Origin of the sequence: Flavobacterium jumunjinense (genome assembly GCF_021650975.2) — a bacterium.
GTDB lineage: Bacteria > Bacteroidota > Bacteroidia > Flavobacteriales > Flavobacteriaceae > Flavobacterium > Flavobacterium jumunjinense.
Window position 1 is genome coordinate 2,316,606 of sequence record NZ_CP091285.1, and the last position, 23,567, is coordinate 2,340,172.

Annotated in this window: 22 protein-coding genes and 1 tRNA gene; 13 read left to right on the top strand and 10 right to left on the bottom strand. The window is 31.0% G+C overall.

Translation table 11 applies throughout. The features are described from left to right. Positions 1-12: 12 nt before the first annotated feature. From ftsZ to L2Z92_RS10060, 3 genes are all read left to right on the top strand, one after another. Positions 13-1,929, top strand: coding sequence for a cell division protein FtsZ (ftsZ, locus tag L2Z92_RS10050; protein ID WP_236458789.1), 1,917 nt, complete (start codon positions 13-15; stop codon positions 1,927-1,929). Positions 1,930-2,167: 238 nt separating this feature from the next. Next, a complete protein-coding gene (locus L2Z92_RS10055; protein WP_236458791.1) occupies positions 2,168-2,617 on the top strand; it encodes a GatB/YqeY domain-containing protein in 450 nt (149 codons plus the stop codon). A 120-nt stretch (positions 2,618-2,737) separates the two neighbouring features. Further along, positions 2,738-2,811, top strand: a tRNA-Arg gene (locus L2Z92_RS10060). A gap of 195 nt (positions 2,812-3,006) precedes the next feature. Here L2Z92_RS10060 and L2Z92_RS10065 read toward each other — a convergent pair. Beyond that, positions 3,007-3,246 carry a hypothetical protein gene (locus L2Z92_RS10065; protein ID WP_236458793.1) on the bottom strand — a complete coding sequence of 80 codons (240 nt, stop codon included), beginning with the start codon at positions 3,244-3,246 and terminating at the stop codon, positions 3,007-3,009. A 109-nt stretch (positions 3,247-3,355) separates the two neighbouring features. Next, a complete protein-coding gene (locus L2Z92_RS10070) occupies positions 3,356-4,246 on the bottom strand; it encodes a hypothetical protein (RefSeq protein WP_236458794.1) in 891 nt (296 codons plus the stop codon). A 333-nt stretch (positions 4,247-4,579) separates the two neighbouring features. On the opposite strand from L2Z92_RS10070, the gene L2Z92_RS10075 reads away from it, so the two are divergent. From L2Z92_RS10075 to L2Z92_RS10120, 10 genes are all read left to right on the top strand, one after another. Continuing rightward, positions 4,580-4,786 carry a hypothetical protein gene (locus L2Z92_RS10075; protein ID WP_236458796.1) on the top strand — a complete coding sequence of 69 codons (207 nt, stop codon included), beginning with the start codon at positions 4,580-4,582 and terminating at the stop codon, positions 4,784-4,786. 54 nt (positions 4,787-4,840) lie between these two features. Further along, on the top strand, positions 4,841-6,484 hold the full coding sequence (locus L2Z92_RS10080) for a tetratricopeptide repeat-containing sensor histidine kinase (RefSeq protein ID WP_236458798.1): 1,644 nt from the start codon (positions 4,841-4,843) through the stop codon (positions 6,482-6,484). An 8-nt stretch (positions 6,485-6,492) separates the two neighbouring features. Continuing rightward, entirely contained in the window at positions 6,493-7,176 is a 684-nt protein-coding gene (locus tag L2Z92_RS10085) for a response regulator (protein ID WP_319800403.1), read from the top strand. Positions 7,177-7,351: 175 nt separating this feature from the next. Next, positions 7,352-9,250: a phospholipase D-like domain-containing protein gene (locus L2Z92_RS10090; RefSeq protein ID WP_236458799.1), complete on the top strand. Its 1,899-nt coding sequence runs from the start codon at positions 7,352-7,354 to the stop codon at positions 9,248-9,250. A 4-nt stretch (positions 9,251-9,254) separates the two neighbouring features. Next, on the top strand, positions 9,255-10,130 hold the full coding sequence (locus tag L2Z92_RS10095) for a hypothetical protein (RefSeq protein WP_236458801.1): 876 nt from the start codon (positions 9,255-9,257) through the stop codon (positions 10,128-10,130). A 361-nt stretch (positions 10,131-10,491) separates the two neighbouring features. Further along, a complete protein-coding gene (locus tag L2Z92_RS10100; protein ID WP_236458803.1) occupies positions 10,492-11,556 on the top strand; it encodes a type I restriction endonuclease in 1,065 nt (354 codons plus the stop codon). Positions 11,557-11,642: 86 nt separating this feature from the next. Next, entirely contained in the window at positions 11,643-12,071 is a 429-nt protein-coding gene (locus L2Z92_RS10105; protein WP_236458805.1) for a hypothetical protein, read from the top strand. Between the two features lie 141 nt (positions 12,072-12,212). Then, a complete protein-coding gene (locus tag L2Z92_RS10110; RefSeq protein WP_236458807.1) occupies positions 12,213-12,428 on the top strand; it encodes a hypothetical protein in 216 nt (71 codons plus the stop codon). 14 nt (positions 12,429-12,442) lie between these two features. Beyond that, the gene (locus L2Z92_RS10115; protein ID WP_236458809.1) at positions 12,443-13,258 is read left to right on the top strand and encodes an endonuclease/exonuclease/phosphatase family protein; all 816 of its coding nucleotides are present in this window, start codon (positions 12,443-12,445) and stop codon (positions 13,256-13,258) included. Positions 13,259-13,822: 564 nt separating this feature from the next. Continuing rightward, positions 13,823-14,422, top strand: coding sequence for a class I SAM-dependent methyltransferase (locus L2Z92_RS10120; protein WP_236458810.1), 600 nt, complete (start codon positions 13,823-13,825; stop codon positions 14,420-14,422). A gap of 23 nt (positions 14,423-14,445) precedes the next feature. On the opposite strand, the gene L2Z92_RS10125 is transcribed toward L2Z92_RS10120, so the two are convergent. The 8 genes from L2Z92_RS10125 to L2Z92_RS10160 all read right to left on the bottom strand — a co-directional run bounded on the left by L2Z92_RS10125 (position 14,446) and on the right by L2Z92_RS10160 (position 23,524). Further along, entirely contained in the window at positions 14,446-14,796 is a 351-nt protein-coding gene (locus tag L2Z92_RS10125; protein ID WP_236458811.1) for a hypothetical protein, read from the bottom strand. Between the two features lie 22 nt (positions 14,797-14,818). Next, positions 14,819-16,087: an eCIS core domain-containing protein gene (locus L2Z92_RS10130; protein ID WP_236458812.1), complete on the bottom strand. Its 1,269-nt coding sequence runs from the start codon at positions 16,085-16,087 to the stop codon at positions 14,819-14,821. A gap of 183 nt (positions 16,088-16,270) precedes the next feature. Then, a complete protein-coding gene (locus tag L2Z92_RS10135; protein ID WP_236458813.1) occupies positions 16,271-17,515 on the bottom strand; it encodes an eCIS core domain-containing protein in 1,245 nt (414 codons plus the stop codon). 33 nt (positions 17,516-17,548) lie between these two features. Beyond that, positions 17,549-18,385 carry a glycoside hydrolase family 25 protein gene (locus L2Z92_RS10140; RefSeq protein WP_236458814.1) on the bottom strand — a complete coding sequence of 279 codons (837 nt, stop codon included), beginning with the start codon at positions 18,383-18,385 and terminating at the stop codon, positions 17,549-17,551. Positions 18,386-18,388: 3 nt separating this feature from the next. Then, complete coding sequence (locus tag L2Z92_RS10145) at positions 18,389-19,744, bottom strand: ATP-binding protein (RefSeq protein WP_236458815.1); 1,356 nt, start codon at positions 19,742-19,744, stop codon at positions 18,389-18,391. Beyond that, positions 19,734-20,654 (bottom strand): hypothetical protein, encoded by a 921-nt coding sequence (locus L2Z92_RS10150; RefSeq protein ID WP_236452714.1) that lies wholly within the window; start codon positions 20,652-20,654, stop codon positions 19,734-19,736. The genes L2Z92_RS10145 and L2Z92_RS10150 overlap by 11 nt, the downstream gene beginning before the upstream one ends. An 89-nt stretch (positions 20,655-20,743) precedes the next feature. Next, the gene (locus L2Z92_RS10155; protein ID WP_236452717.1) at positions 20,744-21,553 is read right to left on the bottom strand and encodes a hypothetical protein; all 810 of its coding nucleotides are present in this window, start codon (positions 21,551-21,553) and stop codon (positions 20,744-20,746) included. Between the two features lie 12 nt (positions 21,554-21,565). Continuing rightward, positions 21,566-23,524, bottom strand: a complete 1,959-nt coding sequence (locus L2Z92_RS10160; RefSeq protein ID WP_236452719.1) for a hypothetical protein — start codon at positions 23,522-23,524, stop codon at positions 21,566-21,568. Positions 23,525-23,567: the final 43 nt, after the last annotated feature.

Below are 23,567 nucleotides of genomic sequence, written 5' to 3' on the forward strand. Positions count from 1 at the left end.
AAAGTACCAGCTATGGAAGAATTTACAAGCATTTCATTTGATTTACCAAAAAACCAATCAAACGTTATCAAAGTTATTGGAGTAGGGGGAGGTGGAAGTAATGCCATTAACCACATGTTTAAACAAGGAATAAAAGGAGTCGACTTTATAGTATGTAACACCGATTCTCAAGCGCTACAAAATAGTGCTGTTCCAAATAAAATTCAGTTAGGTTTAACGCTTACTGAGGGTCTTGGTGCTGGAGCAAATCCAGAAGTAGGACAACAATCAGCATTAGAAAGTATTGTTGATTTAGAAAAAATGTTAGATACAAACACAAAAATGCTTTTCATAACTGCGGGTATGGGTGGTGGTACAGGTACTGGTGCTGCTCCTGTTATTGCTCAGTTAGCTAAGGAAAGAGATATTTTAACAGTAGGTATCGTAACAATTCCTTTTCAGTTTGAAGGAAAAGTACGTGCAGAACAAGCAATGCTTGGAGTAGAAAGACTTCGTAAACAAGTCGACTCTCTAATCGTAATTAATAACAATAAGCTTAGAGAAGTATACGGAAACTTAGGTTTTAAAGCAGGTTTCTCTAAAGCCGACGAAGTATTAGCAACAGCTGCAAGAGGTATAGCAGAAGTTATAACCCATCACTATACTCAAAATATCGATTTAAAAGATGCTAAAACGGTACTTTCAAATAGCGGAACGGCTATAATGGGTTCGTCAGTAGCAGAAGGAGTTGATAGAGCAAAACAAGCAATTGTTAATGCATTAGACTCTCCATTGTTAAACGATAATAAAATTACAGGAGCTAAAAATGTACTATTATTAATTGTATCTGGAACATCAGAAATTACAATTGACGAAATAGGAGAAATTAACGATTATATTCAAACAGAAGCAGGCTTCAATGCAAATATAATCATGGGAGTTGGTGAAGACGAATCATTAGAAGATTCTGTTGCAGTAACAATTATCGCTACTGGTTTTGACATAGAGCAACAAGCGGGAATTGTCAATTCAGAACCAAAGAAAATCATTCATTCATTAGAAGATGAGCAAAAAGTAGTTCATGATTTAACGAATAAAACGATTGCTAATTTAGTAGTTGAAGATCCAATTTTCGAAACTAAATCAGAAAATGTAGCAGAAAAGCAAGAAAAAATAGTTTATAATCTAGAAGAGAAAGAAGAAGTTCAATTCGAGATTCAAAACGTTGCACCAGCAATGGATTTAGTGCCAACATCAGAAGCAATAAAAAATATAGATGTTGCTTTCGAGATTATTGCACCAAAACAAGAAACAAGTATAAAAACGGTTCAATCTAGAATAAAAGACATAGAAGTTGTAGAGCCAGAATTTGTTGCAGCAAAAAAACATGTAGCTTTTTCATTAGATTTGTTTGAAACTCCAGAAGTAGAGGAAAGAACAATCTTCGATTTAACAGAAGAAACCAAACAAATCGAAGTAAAAGATCCAATAAAAGTAGCTCCTGCTGCAGAAACAAGCCCATCAGGCGTAATAAAATACACACTAGAAGATTATCTAGAAAAAGAAGATGAATTATTGTCATCTAAACCAGTTGCAGAAGTTAAAGAACCAGTAGATGAGGAGTTAAATTTTGCGGTTAAGAAAACAGAAAAACCAGCTGAAGAATCTTTTGTAAGCAATGCATCTCCATTTGAAATGACAATTGAAGAAACATTAAAAGCAAGAGCAGAAGAACGCAAGCGCAAGATGAAAGAATTTAATTATAAATTCAATACAACAGCTTCTCATATCGATGAAATTGAGAAAGAACCAGCATACAAGCGAATGGGAATCGATGTAACGACAGCACCAAACGCAACAAATCAGTCTAGAATGTCTGTAGGGTCAGATAGTAATGATGAATTACAATTAAGATCTAATAATTCATACCTACATGATAATGTGGATTAAATCTTCATAAACTAGCTTAACCTAAAGTCCCGTGAAGTAAAATTTTCGGGATTTTTTTTACTATTTTTGTACAAGTTTTTTTTAGAACCTTATTCCAGCTGTCCGTTCTATCTGTCATTGCGAGAGATATAAAGCTATCTAAAGTAGCAAATTAAGTTAACTCGCAATAACAGGATGCCACTTCCATCTGGGGTAAAACAAATACAAAGAGATACTAATTTATTAATAAAAAGAAAATATGAGTTTAGAAGCAAAAATCATGGACCAAATGAAAACGGCTATGAAAGCAAAAGATACAGTTGCATTAGAAGCGTTAAGAGCAATAAAAGCAGCGATAATAATAGCTAAAACAGAAACAGGATCAGGAGATGTATTAGCAGAAGCAGACGAAGTGAAAATGTTACAACGTTTGGTGAAAATGAGAAAAGACAGTGCAGAAATTTATACAACACAAGGACGTGCAGATTTAGCAGAACCAGAATTAGCACAAATTGCTGTAATAGAACAATTTTTACCAGCACAATTATCTGAAGCAGAAATTGAAGCCGTTATTGCAAAAATAATTGCAGAAACTGGAGCATCAGGAATTGCATCTATGGGAAAAGTAATGGGCTTAGCATCTTCAGAAATTGGAGGACAAGCAGAAGGGAAAGTCATTTCTGGAATAGTAAAGAAACTATTAGTATAAGAAGATAGAGAAAAGAGCATAGAGAAAAGAAAATAGAAGATAGAGAATAGATATGTTTTATTGTATATAAAAAATCAGTCTTTGTTCTTTCATCTTTTCTCTCTGTTCTTCTCTTAAAAAGGCCTCGTAGTTCAACTGGATAGAATGACGGATTTCGGCTCCGTTGGTTGCAGGTTCGAACCCTGCCGAGGTCACGAATAAAGACCTTTAAGAGTAAAAAACATCAAGCCTAACTTGAATAGTTCTTTACTCTTAAAGGTATTTTCAAAGCGGAGCTTTAAGGAGAGGCATAGCCAACCCTGCCGAGGTCACGAATTAAATAGTTAAGGGTAAAAAGTCAGCAGAATTGCTTTCTTTTTACCCTTTTTTGTTTTCTTTATAAAGAACAATTAGTCTTTATTTCCTTTTGGAGCTGGTCCTGATGCTGTAGACTTTGAAGGGGAACAACCTCTACAATTGGTGCTAGCGTCACAATTAGCAACAGCGTTAGCCGTTGAAGATTCTACTATTGTATGGAGTGTACCATCTGGGTTTTCATATTTGCAATTCCATGATTGACCTCCTTGAACAGCTTTTTTCTGTTTTTTAGAAAGTACATTTACTCCTTTAAGGTTTTCAAGTTTTTTCATTATTTGTTAATTTAAAAATTATAAAAACAAAAATAGAAATAAGTATAAAAATTAAAATCACCCATAAAAGGTGATTTTTTACGAAGTCTAATTAAAATCTTTTTTTTAATCACTCACAAGGTTCTCCCTTAATATAAGTATTAAAAATATGCAGACTTACCTCTTTTAAAGACTTCTTAGTTTCAGGGTGTAGTGCTAACCTATTAAAAAACTCCATATTTCCATTGTTCGATTTTCCATACCATAAACAAGCATTTCCATCTTTATCCTTAAAAGAAAGCGTATCACATGGATTAATCTTCCTAAAATCTGCAATAAATGAATCTTCCTCCTTAGCGTTTATATAGCGATCGCCACTTTCATTTGGAACATCACAATCTACTACTTCAAAATGATCGTTTACCCATTCCATACATTCTTCACCTTTCATAAAATAATTCACACCCAAAAAAAGTATTGCAATAATAACACAACCAGACGCAATTTTGAGCCTATTTGTTTTTAGTAAAGTGGGTTTTTTATCTTCAATAGGCGGTACTTCATGAGCAATTTCTTCAGATGTTCTTTTCTCATGTACTGGTTTTGTGTCAATAAAACCAATAATTGGTTTGTTTTTCTTTTCTTCAATTTCCTTGTGTTCACTTTTTAAATATTTAGATAAAGGTCTTTGTTCTAAATTAATTAAAAGTGCCATTAAATCAACCAATTCATGTTTTGGGGTTTCTGTTTTTCCTTTAAAGAAATGACAAATAGGTCTTAATCGATCAATATCGAATTTATCAATTAATGCTTTGTCAGTATCATCTCCTTTTAAATCAAAAAAATGCTTTAGTATCTCTTTATCTACATTAGAATTAGAAGATTTAAAAATTTCGACACATAAATTTCTAATTGAAGCAGGAGTTGGACTGCTTAAAAAAGTAGAATAAGTACCCTTTTTTGCAATTTCATATTGCTTTTTTATAGCTATTAAGTAAGTCTCAAAAGTATTTTTATTCATACGCTACATCGGAATTTATAAGCATTCATTAACATTCATCGGAATTATTGGAATCATCGGAATTCCGTATAAACACTGCCGAAAAATTGACAAATATTTGCATCAGAATTAGTTCTCGTTCTATTTCGCGATTAGAACAAATGTACAAAACTACTTCTAAACAAAGTGATGCTAAACAGATTAGAATTTTTATCTGGGAAGTATAAATAAGACTTTTCTGTTCTAGCTCACTTCACTTCCCAAAAGCAAATTATTAACGGCAATAGCTAAATCAAAAAACTCGAGAAAGTCTCGAACAGCTATTCCTATGTCCAATTTTTAAAAAATAATATCATGAATAAGTTATATATATTAGTAACAGTTGTTTTATTTTCAGTAAGCTTTACATCGTGTACAGCAGATTCAGATAATTTTGAAGGTTTAATTAAAGAAAAAGATTTAGAACCTAAAAAAGAAATCTACTTAACACAAAAAGAGGGTGATTCATTAAATGAAGGTGATACTGGAGGTCAAACGGGAAATAATCCAATAAAGCCTTAAAAAGTTTTTTGGTATTAATTTTATAGTTAAATTTCGGGATATATTCTTTTTAATATGAAAATCCCGAAATTTTTTATTTTTATTTCTTTTTTATTTCTTTTCTGTAAAAAAAACAATGAAATATTACCCTTAGATGACGATTTAAAGCAAGCACAATTTTTAGATTCAATTAAACAATATGAAAAAGCATTTAGCTTTTATAATAAGTCTTATGAATACAATAAATTAATAAATGATAAGAAAAGAATGTTATTTTGTTTATTAAAAGAAGCGGAAATTCAGACTATATTCTGTGACTACAATGCGGCACAAGAAAGTGCTACAAATGCAATCTCTCTTTTTGATAAAAATACGAGTATAGATTATAGGACTAATGGATTAATTTCGTTAGGAACGAGTTATTTGAATTTAAATGATTATGATAAAGCTATAAATGTGTATTCAGAAGTTTTAGATATTACACCAAACCTTTTAACAAAAATAATCACAGAAAATAATATTGCAGTAACATATTTAGAAAAAAAAAATTATCAAAAAGCAATAGAAATACTTAAACCATTACTTAAATCAGATATTTTAAAAAAACATAAAGCTGAATATGCAAGAGTGTTGGACAATTTGGGTTATGCTTATTTTAATTTAGGTATTAAAAAAGAAGCACATCAATATATTTCAGAATCATTAAGAATTAAAGATAGTATTGGTAAAGATTATGAAAAAATTGCTCCATTAATGCATTTAGCTCGTTTTTATGAAGATTCAATTCCTAAAGAATCTAGTAGGTTTGCTATAAACGCTTATGATATAGCAACTAGAGTGAATAGTCCAGATGACAGACTGGAAGCTTTAGATATTCTAATTAGAAATACGTCGAGTAGGGATGATTTTAAAAGTTATTATAAAAAATTTCATTCATTAAAAGACAGTATTGATTTAGTTAGACGAATAGCTAAGAATGAGTTTGCGAATATTAAATTTAATTCTGATAAAGCAATTAAAGAAAAAGAAAAAGAAGCAAATGAGAAGAAGATAATAGCCATCATCTTTATTATTTTTATAATTATAGCTATATTATTGTTTCTTTTAATTCGTTCTAAAAACAAAAGGAAACTACTAAAAACAGCCTACGATACAGAAACACGTATTTCCAAAAGACTTCATGACGAACTAGCTAACGATGTTTTTAATACGATGATGTATCTTGAAACACAAGATTTAGTAGAACAAACAAAAAAAGATAAAGTCTTAGGTAATTTAGAAAACATCTACGAGAAAGCTAGAAATATTTCCAAACAAACTAGTGGTGTAAAAACGGGTAAGGATTTTGGAACATTGGTAGATGAAATGCTAACGAGTTATAAGTCAGAGCAAGTGAATGTTATTAAAAAAGGGAATAACACCATTAACTGGGAAGTGATAGCAGCCGAAAAGCAAATTGAAATACATCGTGTTTTACAAGAAGTATTGGTAAATATGAAAAAACATAGTGATGCAACGCTTGTTGTTATTGTTTTTGAAAGCCTTGAAAAAAGCATACGTATAAAGTATTCCGACAATGGCATTGGATTCGATATGGAAAAAATTTCTAAAAATGGTGTGCGTAATATGGAAAACCGCATGCATAGCATTAATGGAAGCATTACTTTTGATTCAGAAATTAATAAAGGAGTAAAAATTAATATTGAATTCCCCAAATAATAAAAAGTATGATGTTTTCAAAAGTAATAATTGCCGAGGATATTGATGGATTGAATTTAGCGGTGGTGCAAGCGCTAAAAGATTTAAATATTCTTGAAGAACAAATAGAATATGCAAAATATTGTGATGATGCTTTCTTAAAAATGAGAAAAGCGGTCCAAGATGAAGTACCCTACGATTTGTTAATTACCGATCTTTCCTTTGTGGAAGATTACCGACAAAAAGAATTAAAACTTCAATCGGGAGAAGATTTAATAGCAGCCGTTAGAACATTACAACCCAATATAAAAATCGTTGTTTTTTCGATAGAAGACAAACCGTATCGTATTAAATCACTTTTTGTAGAACATGGTATTAATGCTTTTGTCATGAAAGGTAGAAACAGCATTCCAGAATTAAAAAATGCTATTGAAAAAGTTTTCACAACAGAAGAAAAATACATTTCGCCCAATATTGAACACGTTTTTCAAGACAGAACAGTTAGTGAGATAGACGATTACGATTTAGAAATCATCAAATACCTTTCATTAGGGCTAACCCAAGATGAAATTGAAACGAAGTTTAAAAAAATAAACATTTCACCCAGTAGCAAAAGTGCTATAGAGAAACGAATTGGCAAACTAAAAATTAGTTTTAAAGCGAATAACAATGTGCATTTAATAGCTATTGCAAAAGATTTAGGACTAATATAAGCCAATATAAAACGTATTTTCATTAAAGACCCGACAGCTTTCCAAAGCTTGTCGGGTCTTTTTTTTGCATAAAACTGAAAATAATTTGCCATAGTACGGATTCCCGCAAGGAATTGATTTTCAATGGTTATAAATTTGGGGTATTAAAAGATAATTAATAATATAAAAACTGAATATGAATGATATTTTAACTAACGGCATAGGAATTAAACAACGTATAATTTCCGAAATACAAACTGCAAGTAAAGATATTTATCTGGCAATGGCTTGGTTTACTGATAGAGATATAGCCAACTCAATTATTGATGCAAAAAATAGAAATCTAACAGTTGATATAATATTGTCATCAAATGTTCAAAATGAAACTGTTAAAAAAATGTTTGAAAATGCAGGAGTAAATGTTCATGCATTTGAAACTGGGGATGATAGAGGAACGATGCATCATAAATTTTGTCTTATAGATAGCAAAATAACAATCAATGGCTCATATAACTACTCTTATAATGCAAGTAACAATAATGTTGAAAATATTCAAGTTTCTGACGATTTTAATACTTATCGTCAATTCTTTGCAGAATTTGAACGTTTGAAATATAATATTGAACATCAAATAGATTTAAATATCAATACAGCAAATCAAACGGAACAAGTTGTTACAAAAACAAAAACAATAAACGTTGCTGATTCTTTTTCTCAACAATTATCTAATCTTGTTTATGCAACAGCAAATATCAATACAGAAACATATAGAAAGAAAGGTCATGAAAATTCTAAAGAGAGTTCAGGAAGTATAGAAATTTTTAAAGCGAACTATTTAGAAATCAAAGAACAAATAAAAATGTATGCTACAGATGATAGTTTGAGTAATAAAAAAAATATAATATCTCAAAATATTACTTCTGCTTTCGAAAGCAAAAAAGCTGAAATAGATGCGGATAGATTGATTCAATTTAATAAAGTAAAAATGAATTATGAAATTGAGACAAAACAATTAAACGCAAAAATTTCAGAAGTAAACCAAGAAAAGTCAATTTTTGAAAGAGGTAATCAAGACACAGGAGAAAAAGGACTCTTACAGTTGAACAATGAAATTGAAAAAAACAAACTAGAGAGAAATAATTTAGAATCGACACTAGTAACAAAAAAATTTTGGACAATAGGAATAGTTTTTTCTATAATAGGTCTATTTATTTTCATGTTCTACCTATCTATGTTCTTTGCTTCTGCAATGTATAAAGTGTTTTTTGAAGGAAATATTATTCGTAATTCTTTAGAGTCTGGAATAAACCCTGGTTTGCCGCAATTAGTCGATGCTAATGCAATTGTTAAAATATTTAAGACGCAAGGAGGACTTTTTGGCATCATGTCAGGTTTGTTTTTTTTAATCCCAATACTATTATCAAATTTAAAATTAATAGGTAGTAAAAATAAGGGGGTTAACATATTGTGTTTTGTGGTTGGACTTTTAGTATTTGATGTTTTAGTATCAACAATGGTTGCATTAAATACAGATGAAATAAAAAGCTTGTTAGTTGGTAAGGAATCTCAACTTAAAATTTGGGAAGTAATAACCCATACAGAGTTTTGGCTCATCTTTGTTTTTGGTATGTTGCCATTAGTTATTACTCATTTTATAATAGAATTTATTGTAACTGCATATCAAAAATCTCAACGCGAAATTGTAGATGCTGAAAAAAGTAAACAAATTAAAATGTTAGATAAATTATTACTTGACCTAAATATGCAAAAAGAACTTTTTAATAATAAAATAAAGGAAAAAGAAAACGTATTAAATCAGAAAAATGAAGAATTAGAATATTTAGAAAGAGATTTGAATTCTTCACAAAACGAAAATGAAGCCATATTTACAGAATTACTTAAAAGTATAAAGTCAATTTATGATGATTTTATGACTACAATTACCAGTGGAAAAATATTCACAGATGAAATTTTAAATAGTGTTTCAACAGCATATAAATCAGGATATATTGAGTTCTTACCAGAACTTTATGCTGAAAAAGAAGTTGCAAATAGAGTTAGAGCAATAGAACAAGTAATAACTAATAATTATTAATAAAATGAAATTAATTTTAATTCTAATAGTAACTTTATTATTAAACTCTTGTATTCCAGAATCTAATAATAAATATTTAACGTATCAAAATCTAATAATACTATCTGATATGTCAGATCGTATTTCAAATAAAGATTTCCCAGAAAAAGACATTCTAGAAATAAAAAAAATAATCCAATATTTTGAAAAAGAATGTGTTAAACCAGGTGAGAAAATTGGAGATAAATCGAGTATTCATTTTTCACCTTTTTCTCAAAAAAATATTTTTTCGGTAGACCTAGATAAAATAGTAAACCTTGGTGATAAACAAAGTTTTATCAATTCAACAGGTAAATATGAACTTAATGGGTTAAAAGAAAAACTTTTAGAATTTGAAAAAATAATTACTCAAAAATACGGATCTATAAATGACAAGGGAATTGACTTGTTAAGCATCTTACTTGAAAAAATACAAAATGAAAATATGATTAAAAAAGACAAAATTATTACAGATGGTATTGATACAACTTTTGTTAGTTATGAAAATCATATATACATTTTAACTGACGGGTATTTAGAATATACACTAAAAACAGACAATCATCAATTCCGTTTTGGTCCATCGAAAATAATTCAATTAAGAACATATTGTAAAAAGAACAATATTAACGTTGAAAATGCACTTACGTTGAATACTAATTTAGGTTTAATCCCAATAAAAAACGAGTTGAACAAGTATATTAATATACATGTATTAGAAACACATGAAAGAGATTTTAATAAAAAAACTCAAAATTATGATAATCAGATTGGATATCGTGATAATGAAATTCTTGAACAGGTTTGGAAAAAATGGATAAACGAAAGTGGTTTTAAAAATTTTGAATGGGAAAGATATTGAAAAATAAGTCACTATAGACAAGTAAAATGGGAATATTCTAAACACGTAAAATAATTAATTTAAATAGCTTTATTATGGCAAATCAAAAACCACCAAATGCACCAAGTACAACAGGAAAACCATCAGGAGGAAAAAGAGGAAATAATCCTTCAAAACCTTCAAGTCCAAAACCAGCACCTACTAAAAAATAGTTGTGTTAGGTTTTAAAAAAGAGAATCAATTTTACCTTAGACCCGACAGCTTCCCAAAGCTTGTCGGGTCTTTTTTTGCATAAAACTGAAAATAATTTACCATAGTACGGATTTCCGCAAGGAATTGATTTTCAAAGGTTATAAATTTGAAAATAAATAATTCAAATAATATGGAACTAAACACACAACTCAAAGCTTTGGCAGACAAAATCGTAATGCTAAAGGATAAAATAGAAACAGAAGAATCTACCAAACATGCTTTTGTATTGCCTTTCATTAATCTTTTAGGCTATGACACTTTTAATCCTACCGAAGTAGTACCCGAATTTACTGCCGATATTGGATTAAAAAAAGGAGAGAAAGTAGACTATGCTATTTTCGAAAACAATGAACCAATTCTAATTATAGAATGTAAGAACTGGAAAGAAAACTTAAGCATTCACAACTCACAATTGTTGCGTTATTTTCATGTAACAAAAACACGTTTTGCTTTGCTCACTAACGGAATTCAATATCAGTTTTTTACCGATTTAGATGAGAAAAACAAAATGGATCAAAAGCCTTTTTTAGAATTCGATATTACAAACATTAAAGAAAATACAATAAACGAAATTGCAAAATTTCATAAGTCCAACTTCGACGTTAATAATATTGTCAATAATGCGAGTTCCTTAAAATACACCAAAGAGATAAAGAAACTCATTCAAGAGGAAATTAATACACCTTCTAATGAATTTGTACGCATGTTTGCTAACAAAGTATATTCTGGCAGATTAACCGAAAAAGTAATAGAAGAATTTAAAGAATTAGTACAAAAAGGATGTAATCAGTTCATCAGCGAAAAAGTAAACGATCGATTGAATGCAGCACTAAATAAAGAAGCAGAAAAACAGTTAGAAGACCAAATTGAAGAAGTTGTAGAAAGTACAAAAATAGAAACTACAGAAGAAGAGCTAGAAGCCTATAAAATTGTAGTAGCTATTCTAAGACGAAAAATTCCAACAAGTAGAATTGTTCATAGAGATACTCAATCGTATTTCGGAATCCTACTAGACGATAATAATCGAAAACCTTTATGCAGATTGCATTTGAATGCCACAAAAAAATATTTAGGTGTTTTTGACGATAAGAAAAACGAGACCAGATTACCTATTGAAACCATAGATGATATTTATCAATTTGAAACCGAACTACTAGAAACAGTTGGTTTTTATGAAGGAGTAAATCAGGTATAAATACCTATATACAAATGCACTACTAATTGTATGTTTAATTTTTACATTCAAACCATTAAAAAAAAACAACTATTTAACCAAAGCATATGACAAAAAAACTACTCCTTATACTATTATACATTTTCATTTCCTGTAAAGAAACCAATCAGGCACCACCCGTACAGAATGAAGAAATTAAATTAGGAATCTTCAATAATGAAGTGCCAGCAATTACACCCGATGATAGAAAAGAAATAGACAATGAAGAAAGACGAACCTATCATGTTGACGAAGAATACAAGTATGAATACCGTACAGGTCGTCCCGATCATTACGAATACAACTATGACATTATCGGTCTCGACAGCCTAAATAACGAAGTAACAGGTAATGTGAATACCTGTGGGAAATTTGGAGCAGGAATAATTAGAGACAAAAAAGGTAACGAAAAAGACATTGAAGTAGAATGGTATGAGAATGGAAAAATGAAAGGAAAAGACACAGACGGCATGCAATATGAACTAAAAGCAGAATAAAATGAAATCGCTTTTTACAACAAGTTTGTTGCAAACAAATAAAATTCACTGAACACAAATTGAAATGTATTTAGTGAAGTAAACACTAAATGAATAAAAGCGATAACATATGTGACCTATGATAAATAAAATTTTACACCTATGAAAACAATAATAACACTTTTAATAGTAACATTTTTAACCTCTTTCTCAACACTAGATGAAGAGGAAGTATATTTATGCGGAACAGAAGGAGCAAAGAAATACCATTTGAGTAAATCGTGCCGAGGCTTGTCGGGCTGTAAACACGAAATAACCAAAAAGAAACTTTCGGAAGCTAAAGAATTAGGATTAAAACTTTGCGCTTGGGAAGATTAAAGTATATTTGAAACATGTTTTATAAGCAAAAAATAACCACATTCCTTTTCCTACTACTTTGTTCCTTTTCCTTTTCGCAAGTGAAAATTTGTTCTTGGAATATAGAAAACCTAGGCGTATCTAAAACAGAAGAAGACATTGCCTATATGGCGCATGTTTTAAAAGAATTTGATGTGGTTGCTATACAAGAAGTTGTAGTAAGCGGAGCAGGAGCAAAAGCTGTTGCTTCGTTAGTAGACCAACTCAATAGAAAAGGAGCAAAATGGGACTATGTAATTAGCGATCCAACATCAGGGAGTGCCTATAAAGCGGAACGTTATGCTTTTTTATGGCAACCCAAACACATTAAAAAAATAGGAGAGGCATGGTTAGACCCGAACTATATAGAAGAAATAGAAAGAGAACCTTATTTGGCTACATTTAAATATAAAGAAAAAGAATTTACGTTGGTGAATTTTCATGCTAAAACAAAGAAAATGCAACCCGAAACGGAAATTAAATACTTTAAGTTTTTCCCAACCCTATATCCAGATAAAGACCTTATTTTTATAGGCGATTTTAATTGTCCACAATCGCATACCGTATTTTTTCCTTTAAAGAAAATGGGATATCAATCGGTATTTCAAAACCAAAAAACATCTTTAAAGCGAGCATGTAAAAATGGAAAATGTTTAGCTTCTGAGTTTGATAATATCTTCTATAATGCAAAGAAAATTAAAATTTCAAACCCCAGAGTGATTCATTTTTATAAAGATTTTGAAACCTTGCACGAAGCACGAAATATATCAGACCATGTGCCTATTGCAGTAGAATTGAGTTGGGAATTGTAATGTATTTAGAGTACGATAAAGTTTAGTATTTGTGCAATTAATATAGGTAGTCTATTTTAAAATTTAAAAGGGCATACTTATACTTCAGGAGGTTCATTTTAAAATTAAAATGAGCATACTTATAATCTCAGAGGTTCATTTTATAATTAAAAAGAATATAATTATAATCTCGGAGGTTTATTTTATAATTAAAAAGAATATAATTATAATCTCGGAGGTTTATTTTATAATTAAAAAGAATATAATTATAATCTCAGAGGTTCATTTTATAATTAAAAAGAATATAATTATAATCTCGGAGGTTCACTTTATAATTAGAATGGGTATACTTATAATACAAGAGGTTCACTTTATAATTAAAAAGAATATAATTATAATCTCGGAAACGTTAATTGAAAAGAAATAGAGTAAAAGGAGTTAATAAGTAGTATTTTTATGCAAACATGTTTTTAAAATAAAAGTACATTTGTATCATGTGTTAGTTGCTATTAGATTCATTAGTATTCAATTTTTTAAAGCACCTCAACCAATAATAATCTTCAAATAAAAAGAGAAGACTTAATTATGTTAGACCAATTATACATACAAAAATTCCACGAAGATAAGATAAAACAATACGGTTCGGAAAGTCCACAAAGTCTAGCTTGGTTTTCAGAAGAAGACCAATTGAAGCGCTTTGAAGTTTTAGCACAAATAGGCAATTTGAATACGAAATCTATCCTAGACATTGGTTGTGGTAATGGCGATTTGTGTTATTATTTAACGCAATATTTAACCAATTTTTCCTATCATGGTATCGATAGGATAGCCACTTTTTTAGACAATGCTATTGAAAAAAACAAAGACTTTCCAACTGCCACGTTTTATCTAGGCGATTTCATGCAAGGTACTTTACCAGTAGTCGATTATGTTTTAGTTTCGGGTTCACTCAACTATAAAAACAGCGACCCTGATTTTATTTTTAAAGCGATAACTCATTTGTATGCCCATTGCAACATAGCATTAGGTTTTAATCTATTAAGCAAAACAGTAAACCCTGATGGTATTTTAATAGCTTATGCTCCCAAAACCATCACCGATTTTTGTAAAACGTTTTCTGATAATGTTCGTCTAAAAGAAAATTATCTTGAAGATGACTTTACGGTGATGGTGTATAAAGAATAATGTTTGCTTTTATATAAAAGTTATTACTTCTTTTTTTTAGTTTCATCCTTAGCTTGTCTTTTCGCTTCTTTTCTATCCATTCCTTCATTTATAAGTTGCATTTGCCTTTCATTTTGTTCTTGATATTCCGGGCGATTATGATGCTGTAAACCATTTGGATTATTTTTTTTTGCTTTTTCAAGATCTCTTTTTTTCTTGCCTAGTTGTGCTACACTATCATTACTTCCTAAAGTTTTTGATTTTGTTTGGGTAACTGCTTTTGATCTATTATCCTCAAAAGTTAAAGCTTGATTGTTATTGCTTTTTTTCTGTGCAACAGTATTTGCTACAGATTGGTTTTTATTTTCTTGTGTTTTATTAGTGTGTGTGCTCATGATATTCATTTTTATAATTAATTTATTTTCGAGTAGGGCTTACTCCACGTTTAGCTCTATTTGGTTCCCATTGGGCATTAATTTTTTGCTTTTTCTTTGGGTCATATTTTGAATGTTTGCTTTTAAGTTTTTCTCTATCGTTATGTCCTAAAAGTGCTTCTGCATATGTTCTCTTTATATTACTATTTTTAGCAAAGGGTGGTTGTGCACCTGAATTTAAAGTAAATTCTATTGCTCTATCCTGCATTTCTTTTATAGTTTTTCCTTCTTTAACATGTTTTGCTCTAGCCCTATCCCATCCAGTATGCCCAATCCATCTTGGGTTTCCTTTTTTTGTTTTCTTGGTTGTGTATACTACTTTGTCTGGACTTGTAGGGTGTGCAAATTCATATTGTTTTTTCCCAGTACCTGATACATTATGTCCCATTTCATGTGTTGGATGTCTAGTTTCGTGAGATGCTCTTAAAAATTCTCTCATTTTTGTTTCATTTGCTAATCGAGATCTAGCCTGAGAAAAAGTGACATCACAACTTATCATTTCGTCCATGCCTGAGGCCGCAGCTCGAAATATTTGTTTGAATTTTTGTTTGTCATTATTTTTTACCGCATCAACCAAATTATCTTCAGTTTTCTTCTTAAGCGGTTGTCGTTGAATGACTGAGTTTGATATTGCACTTTTGATATTACTTTGCCTTTTTAGCTTTTTTAATTGGAAAGGAGATCTAATAATGGTTAATGTAGGCTTATAATGTTGTTGCAACATCTGTATTGGTTTTTGTCTAACCTTACCTATATCATTTTTTAAAACTGTTTTATCATTATCTTTTGAAAATTCTTTTGTTTTCATTTGCAACGCCTTCGCACCCATAACATCTGCCTCTTTCTCTAATCCTTCATCATCATTCACATTTACTTTGCCTTTCATCTGCATAGTAGGTTTTACCCTGCCTTGCTTTTGTTGTACTACATGCCAAGCTTCATGAGGTAAATGTTTTTCTTGCCCAGAAGCTACATGAATATCTGTGCCTTGTGCGTAGGCATGAGCATTAAGCTGTGCTGGCTTGTCGGAATTGTAATGTACTTTAACATCGTCCATAGCATGACCTGAAAGGTTTTCTATTCCCGATTTTAAATTATTGGGTAATCCTGTATTATTTGCTTTTTTTTGCAAAATTGAGGAAGGACGATTATCTTCTAAAGTTTTTGATTTAGACTGAATTATTTTACCTTCAATGCTGTTTGCTACAGATTCTGATTGAATGTTTCTTGTTTTATCTTGTAGATGTTCCATAGTTAAGCTTCTTAATTATATTTTACAGTTTCATTTAATAAAACTTGTCAATAGAACTTATAATTTTTATAAAAAATGAAAACTAATTATAAGCTAATTTACTTTCGCTTCTGTATACTAAATAAACTTTAGCAGTTTTTACTTCCAGTTGATTAATTTTATGTTTTAATGCTACATTTTTTATTAGTTTTCATGTTCCTCATCATGACCGTTTTGTTTATTTTGAAATTGTCTTAGGGAATTAACTTTTTCGATTATTAATACTATAAAATGTTCTAATAATAAAGCTAATGGTATTGCAGCAAATTGTATATGTTGCAATGGTATTGTAGTGCTTAATCCAGTAGCGTATGCGATTATTTGTGACCCAGTAATAGCCATTGTAGTAGCCATAATACCACCATTTGCTATTAATAAGCCTATTTTTACCATTGTAGGTAGTAATTCTGATTTGGACCATCTGTATAGTAAACCTGCACCATATAGGAAGCTAAGACCTTCTACCGCACCAACTAACCATTGTGGTAGTGTTAGATAAGAAAGTAAAATTCCCCCAGTAATTACTGTACCTAACCCCAAAACTGTTCCTATGATTTTGAGGACAGTACTGGTCTTCATTAGATAATTATTTAAGGCACTATCCAAACTTAGAAATTTGTTTTGTATTTGGTGGATATTTTCAACTGTAATACCTTGTTGAGCAACAGCATCGACAACATTACGGATCAAGGGAGTTTGCTCGTCAATAACTTGTCTAACACTGCTTATTCCTTGTTCAACATCTCTAATTTGAGGCAAATTTCTGATATTTGTTACGGATATGTAAGCATCTTTTTCTTGGTGTTGTCCTACAGGAATCCAGCCTAGCGCTGAAGGTAAGCCAATAAACCTAGGGATGTAATTTTCGCCATCGTATTCATACCATCTTGTCCATCCTATTAATTGTTTTGTTTTGCCTATATTATTTGTTTGTTTTAGTGTGGTTTTATTATTAGAATGTTTCTGCAAAGCTTTTCCTCCCATTACATCTGCTTCCTTCTCTAATCCAGCATCATCATTCACATTCACTTTACCTTTCATCTGCATAGTAGGTTTTACTCTGCCTTGCTTTTGTTGTACCACATGCCAAGCTTCATGAGATAAGTGTTTTTCTTGCCCAGAAGCCACATGAATGTCATTTCCTTGAGCATAAGCATGGGCATTTAACTGAGCAGGTTTGTCGGAATTGTAATGTACTTTAACATCATCCATAGCATGACCTGAAAGGTTTTCTATTCCCGATTTTAAATTATCAGGTAATCCTGTGTTGTTTGCTTTTTTTTGTATAAGTCGATTATCACTCAGTACTTTTCCTTCTTTTCCAACAGTATTTGCTGCGGCTTGCACAGTGTTTGTTTTATTTTCTAGAGTTTGTTGCTGTTCGTTCATAATGTGGTATTTTTAAAAGGAAACAAGTATTCTTTATTTTTTAACAATGGTGCTTCGTATAAATTTTCTCAATTCCAGTCGGTTGCCATTGAAAATATCGAAATCGAAATTAGCATCTTGAAAAGAATAGCTTTCAGACTGTTGCCATATTGTCCATTCGTTGTTCCATGCTGTTGGTATAGAACTAGGTGTGAGTTCGGTTGTATAAGCAGCAACCCATAAAGGATAGGCAGTAAATTCTTTGTTGTTGAGGTATTTGTTTCCTGTAGATTTGTTGGTATAGATCATAGGAATACGTTCTGTTAATCTTTTTACTTCTTCTAGAAAAGTAAGCACGTTTTTTTGAGCCGTTTCTAAATCACCACAATTGCCGTCCATACCGCTGTTTTCGATGTCTAAAACTGGAGGAAGTTGTCCAACATCAAGGAAATGATTATCCATAATTACAGACGCAAAGTGTTGGGCTTGTTGTTTGGGATCGAGATCGCAATGATAAAAATGATAGGCTCCACGCACTACTTTTTTGTCTTTCAGGATGGTCCAATTACTAACAAAATTAGGGTCTATAAAACTGATGCCTTCTGTAGCTTTACAAATAACAAAATAGAGCGAATCTTCTTTTTTATTTAATGCATTAATTAAATCTCCTTGATAGTGTGAAATATCTAATCCGTAGGTTACCGTATCTTTTAGTATAAAGCGAAAGTCTTTTTTTTTGATTTTTTTAGTTTTGCTAGTATCTGTACTATCTTTTGATTTAGAGGGTGCAGTTGGTGTTATTTCTGAAATGAGAAAGGGTTTTATTTTTTCGGTATAGGCCCAATCGATTAAAAACCAAAGAGCCAAAGCTAATGTTAGATTTTTTAACATGGTTTAATTTTTTAGGAGTATGGTTTTGTTTTCTTTGCTAAATTCTCGTTTTATCCCTTTTAATATTTCTTGTTTTGATACAACAGAATCATTCCTGCCAATGGCTGATAATGCACAATATCGCAATACATTAATAATGGAACCACCTGCTAATTCATAGTCTTCTGCTATTTGGTAAACATCAATTTCTTCTGCTAATGTGCAAGTGCCAGAAAAAGCATTTTGCCACAATTGATAACGTTCATCAGGAGAAGGCATATTGAAATGGATAATCGCTTGAAATCTACGTGTAAAAGCTTCGTCCATATTGGCTCTTAAATTGGAAGCCAGAATAACCACACCAGGGAAATCTTCAATAAGTTGCAATAAATGTGCGGTTTGCTGGTTGGCATGTCGGTCATTAGAAGAATTGGCAGCAGTTCGTTTGCCAAATAAGGCATCGGCTTCATCAAAAAACAAAATCCATTCTTTGTCTCGAGCAATATCAAATACTTTAGATAAATTTTTCTCGGTTTCTCCTATGTATTTAGACACAATCATAGATAAATCAATTCGATATACTTCCTTGTTTGTTGCTTTTCCAAGTAGGGTAGCCGTTAATGATTTTCCAGTACCAGGAGGACCATAAAACAAAGCACGATAACCTGGTTTGATTTTACGATCTAAACCCCATTCGTTTAACAAAGTATTTCCATGTTCTAACCAAATTAGTATTTCATTGACTTGCTCCATAACAATAGTATCTAGCACAACATCTTCCCAGTTTAGGTTACTCGTTATTTTTTGAGCAGGGAAGGAAGCGCTTTGTGCAATACTGATTTTTTCATTGGTAACGAAATAATGATACCAATTGTGATGCAAACTAAGGATTCCGTTTAATTTTGGGATAAAATTGTCGGTATCGGCTAATTGTAGTACATCTTCTTTAATGAGTTTGTTTTCTTTACTAAAAATGTTAAGCACTTCATTTCTTAGTTCTTGATGAGTGGCTGTAATAAGGAAAGCTAATGTTTGTCCTGTGGGAATGAACCCGCTATGACCTTTATCAATAACACCTCCAAACTCGGTAAATCCTCTGTCATATATTGCATTTTTGCCAAAGAAAATGTCTAAGATTTCGGGTCTGAGATGTGGTGCCAAAGAAAGTGCAAGCGCTAAACGTTCATAGCGATTGAGTTGCCATTCGTTTACCAATGTAGCATAGGGTGCATTTTCTGCTGTTACATCGGGTAACGGAATAGTATGCCAATCGTTTTCATGTCCTTCTTGCAATAAATAGCTACAAATTACTTGTTGAATTACTTTTTCAAGCCAATTCAATTCTTCGTGAAGAACAGTTATGTTTGTTTTAGCTTCCATAGTTAACAAAAAGTTTTTCAATATCGTCTAACGTTGCATCTGCCCATTTGAAATAGAGTAATGCTGTGTTCGGATTGAGTTGATTGCCAGGTAAAAGATCTAAAATGCTTAGTTGCGCATTATTTAATTGTGCAACTTCATGATCTTGATTGTAGTTGAGGTTATATTTATAAAAGTTTTTCCCCCAGATGTTTAGTTGAGCACGTTGATAAATTAGCTTATCTATAAAAACGGGCAATGTTTCATTTTGTTCGACTAATTTTTTTGCTTTAAAAAAACTAGGCTTTCGCTCCGATTCTCGGTTATAATATTCAATATCTTTAGATTGTATTGTTTTTGAATTGGCGTGTCCAAAAACATCAACAAGTCCAAAATTGTCTGATTCAATTGCAACTTCTAATTCCCCATGACTAGAGCTAGAAATAGCGAGTGTCCAATCGGAAGTACTTGCTGTTTCGGTTATTAAATAGAGTTCTCTAAAAGAAAAATGAGTTTGAGTTAGCTTAATAATAAGTTCATCTTGTATTTCGCTCCAATTTTTTATTTTAACGGCTTCTGGATTATTACTTGTAAAAAAGAAGCTACCATTTGTTTCAAAAGCTAGTATTTGTTTACTATATTCGAAAACGCCATCTATAGCATTATTTCCTGTTCCTCTTCCAGAATAAGGCTTTGTAACGCCATTATTAAATTGCCATGAATTTGGGTGTAATTTAATATGATGTTCAAAAGCTACATTTTTTGGATCTATAATGTTACCACTAAAAATATTGCCAAGCACGATCATTTCTCCATTGATAATATGGAAAAAATCGCCAGGGAATAAGGTTTTATTTAATGGTTTGGAAGGAATATAACCATTGGTTCTACTATAGAAGTTACTATAAAACTTTTTGTAAAGACTATTCATTGTTTTTCTTTTTTAAGGAAGGTTAGTATTTTTAGTCACAGTTATTCTATTATTAGAAACTGTGACTAAAAATTAATTTCTACCTTTTATTATGAAGCTAATGCAGCCGCATTTGCAGCCGCTAAACCAGATTGTAATGAGCTTAAATTGATTTGCGCTTTGTTTAAATCGGCTGTTTTTAAATTCAATTGTTTTAAGGTTTCATTATACGCTTTTTGTGTTTTATTGAATTCAACGACAGCTGTTTCATAAGCATTTTCTAATAGTGTTTTTAAGGATGAATTTGGGCTATTTGTTTTTCTATCATCCGTTAATTTACAAAGAAGTTTTTGTGATTGTAAAAACTCTAAAGTAGCTGTAGATTGTGTTTCCTTATTAGTAGATTGCGCTGTGTAGGTAGTGTTTAGTGCTACTAGCGTTAGTGCTACCGCATTGTTTGCATTGGTTCCTGCATTGGTAACCATTGTTATTAACTGATCTGAAATGAGTGGGTTTTGTGCTTTTTTTCGAGTAATTAAACCTGCCAATTTATTAATCATATCTGCGGTATAAATAAGCTTATTGATAACCGTAGTTGTTTTTTGTGCTACTTTTTTAGTTTTACTATTAGCACGAATTACCTCTTCTAAAGCTATTTCTGAATTACTTTTTAAATTAGTTGCATTATTAACAACCGTATTCATTAAGGTGACATTATTCTCCGCTTGCGTTTTGTTTGCGTCGGCTTGTGTTAAAAAACCTTTATAAGTGGCTAATTTGTCAGTTAAAGAATTTACAATAGCTTCCAGTTGAGATACTTCGTCTGTTGCGTTTAATACTTGTAATGTTAATGAATCTAATTTTCTTTTTTTATTTTCAGTAACCCCATATTTGGGTACGTTTATCGTTATTGTGTTCATATTTTCTATTTTTTATTGATTAGTTGTTGCTGTTGTACTTTTTGAACTATATTTAAATGTTGCTGTACTTCGGAAATCTGAAAGTGAATTTGAATATTGTTTGACAATGCTAATAGAACCTGTTGCTACAGATAAAATAACAGGGACATAACTGTTTCCTTCAATTAGTGGGTTTCCAAAATTATCGGTTGTGTTTTCTAGTAATGGAAGTGTTACAGTTGTTGTTGTGCTATCTGATGTTATTTGATTACTATTAGGTGAGGTGTAATTTCCATCGGTAACATTTTCGGCAATTAGTTGATTGAAATAGAAACCAGGGTTTGGTGTTTTATTTTGACTACTTAGTGTTGCATCTTCATTATTTGAAGAAGAATTTTTATTAGCTGTTAGTTCTTGAATTTGAGCTTGTAGTGCATTTATTTTTTTAGTAATCTTATCTAATTGCTTATTTTGATCTGCATTCGCTTTTGTTGGAACAGGTGTCCCATCTGCATCAGTTTCTGGAGTTTTAATTTCGTCATTCATCTTTTGTTGACTTTCAATTAAACTGTTTAATTCGGCAGATAAGCTTTCTAAATCTTCATCAAAATTCTGATTGTTTGTTTCGTGATTTTCTATTTCAATCTTTATCTCTTTTATAATTTGTTCTTCTAGAGGTAATTGATTGCTTGTTGAAAATTGAGCATTTATTAATTCAGAATTATCGGGTAAAAACATACATCTGTACGCTACTGGGTAACTGTTGTTTCCTGTAACATTAAACGTTAATGTTGGAACATCACTTGTTGACATTGTAATAGCTCCACTTGTTGGACTATTTAATTTATTGGTTAAAATAAAAGAAGAAGACCCAGCAGTTAAAAAATCTTCAAAATTATTTAACGATTTTTTATAGTTTAATGTAAACTGAACCATAACAAAAACTACATAATTTTCTCCTAATATTATTTTAGATCCATTAATATCTAAATAATTAACTCTATCAATTTCCAATTGCGGTTTAGATTGATTACTAATAGGAATTGCTATTTTTTCATTGTCTATTAATCCTTCAGCAATGGATAAAGAAAAAGTAGATTCTTCACTTTCTTTCACTACAAAAACATAATAGCTTTCTACAGGGCTAATATTGTATGGAGAATTAGCTTCTGTACTATTATTATTAAACGGATTTAAATAGGGACTAAATTGTACCGTAAAACCACTGTTACTTTTGTTTGTAACCTGTAAGTTTAAATTTAATTCTTTATTACTTGCAATATAAGATGCATTTGCAGCATTATAATCTACTTTACTATCGATTAGTTCTCCTTCTGCTTTTTTCTGAGCTGTAGCAGCACTAGCTAAAGCAGCATTTTCAGTTATTTGTAATGAGGTAGTAGCGTCTAATTGACTTTTCAAAACAGTCAATAAATCGGTAATTGATGTGGCTGTTTTTGTAGCAATCTCTGCGACTGTGCCTGCGGTAATTTCGGCAGTATGGGAAGATGCATCCATTGCCCATTGCGAAGTTACTTCTGCATTATAGGCAGTGTCATTCATTAATTGGTTAACAGCAATGGCCTGATCATAAATTTGACTTCCATAATCGGCTGCATTTAAAATACTAACAATACTACCCATATCGCTAGCTAATTTTGTAATCGAATTAGTTGCAATTTGAACATTTGCAGCTGCAACAGCAGTATTAGAAACAGATTGTAAATTAATTTCTTTTTCTTGATTGGCTGTTGCTAATAGATTTGTTGCTATATTATTGTTTGCAACTGCTTCTTCATTAACTATTTCTTGCTCTGAATAGCTTTTTTCTGTTTGCTCTAATTTTTCTTGTGCGGTTATTTTTGCATCTTCAGCATAATAAAGTGTGAACATATTTGCATTGAGCAATGTTTGTGTGTTGTTTAATTTTAATTCTTGGGCTTGCAAGGATGCGACAACACTCGCATTTAGATTTTCATTGTAGGAACTCATAATTATTTAATTTTAATGTTTATATTATTTGTTAGTATTCTTA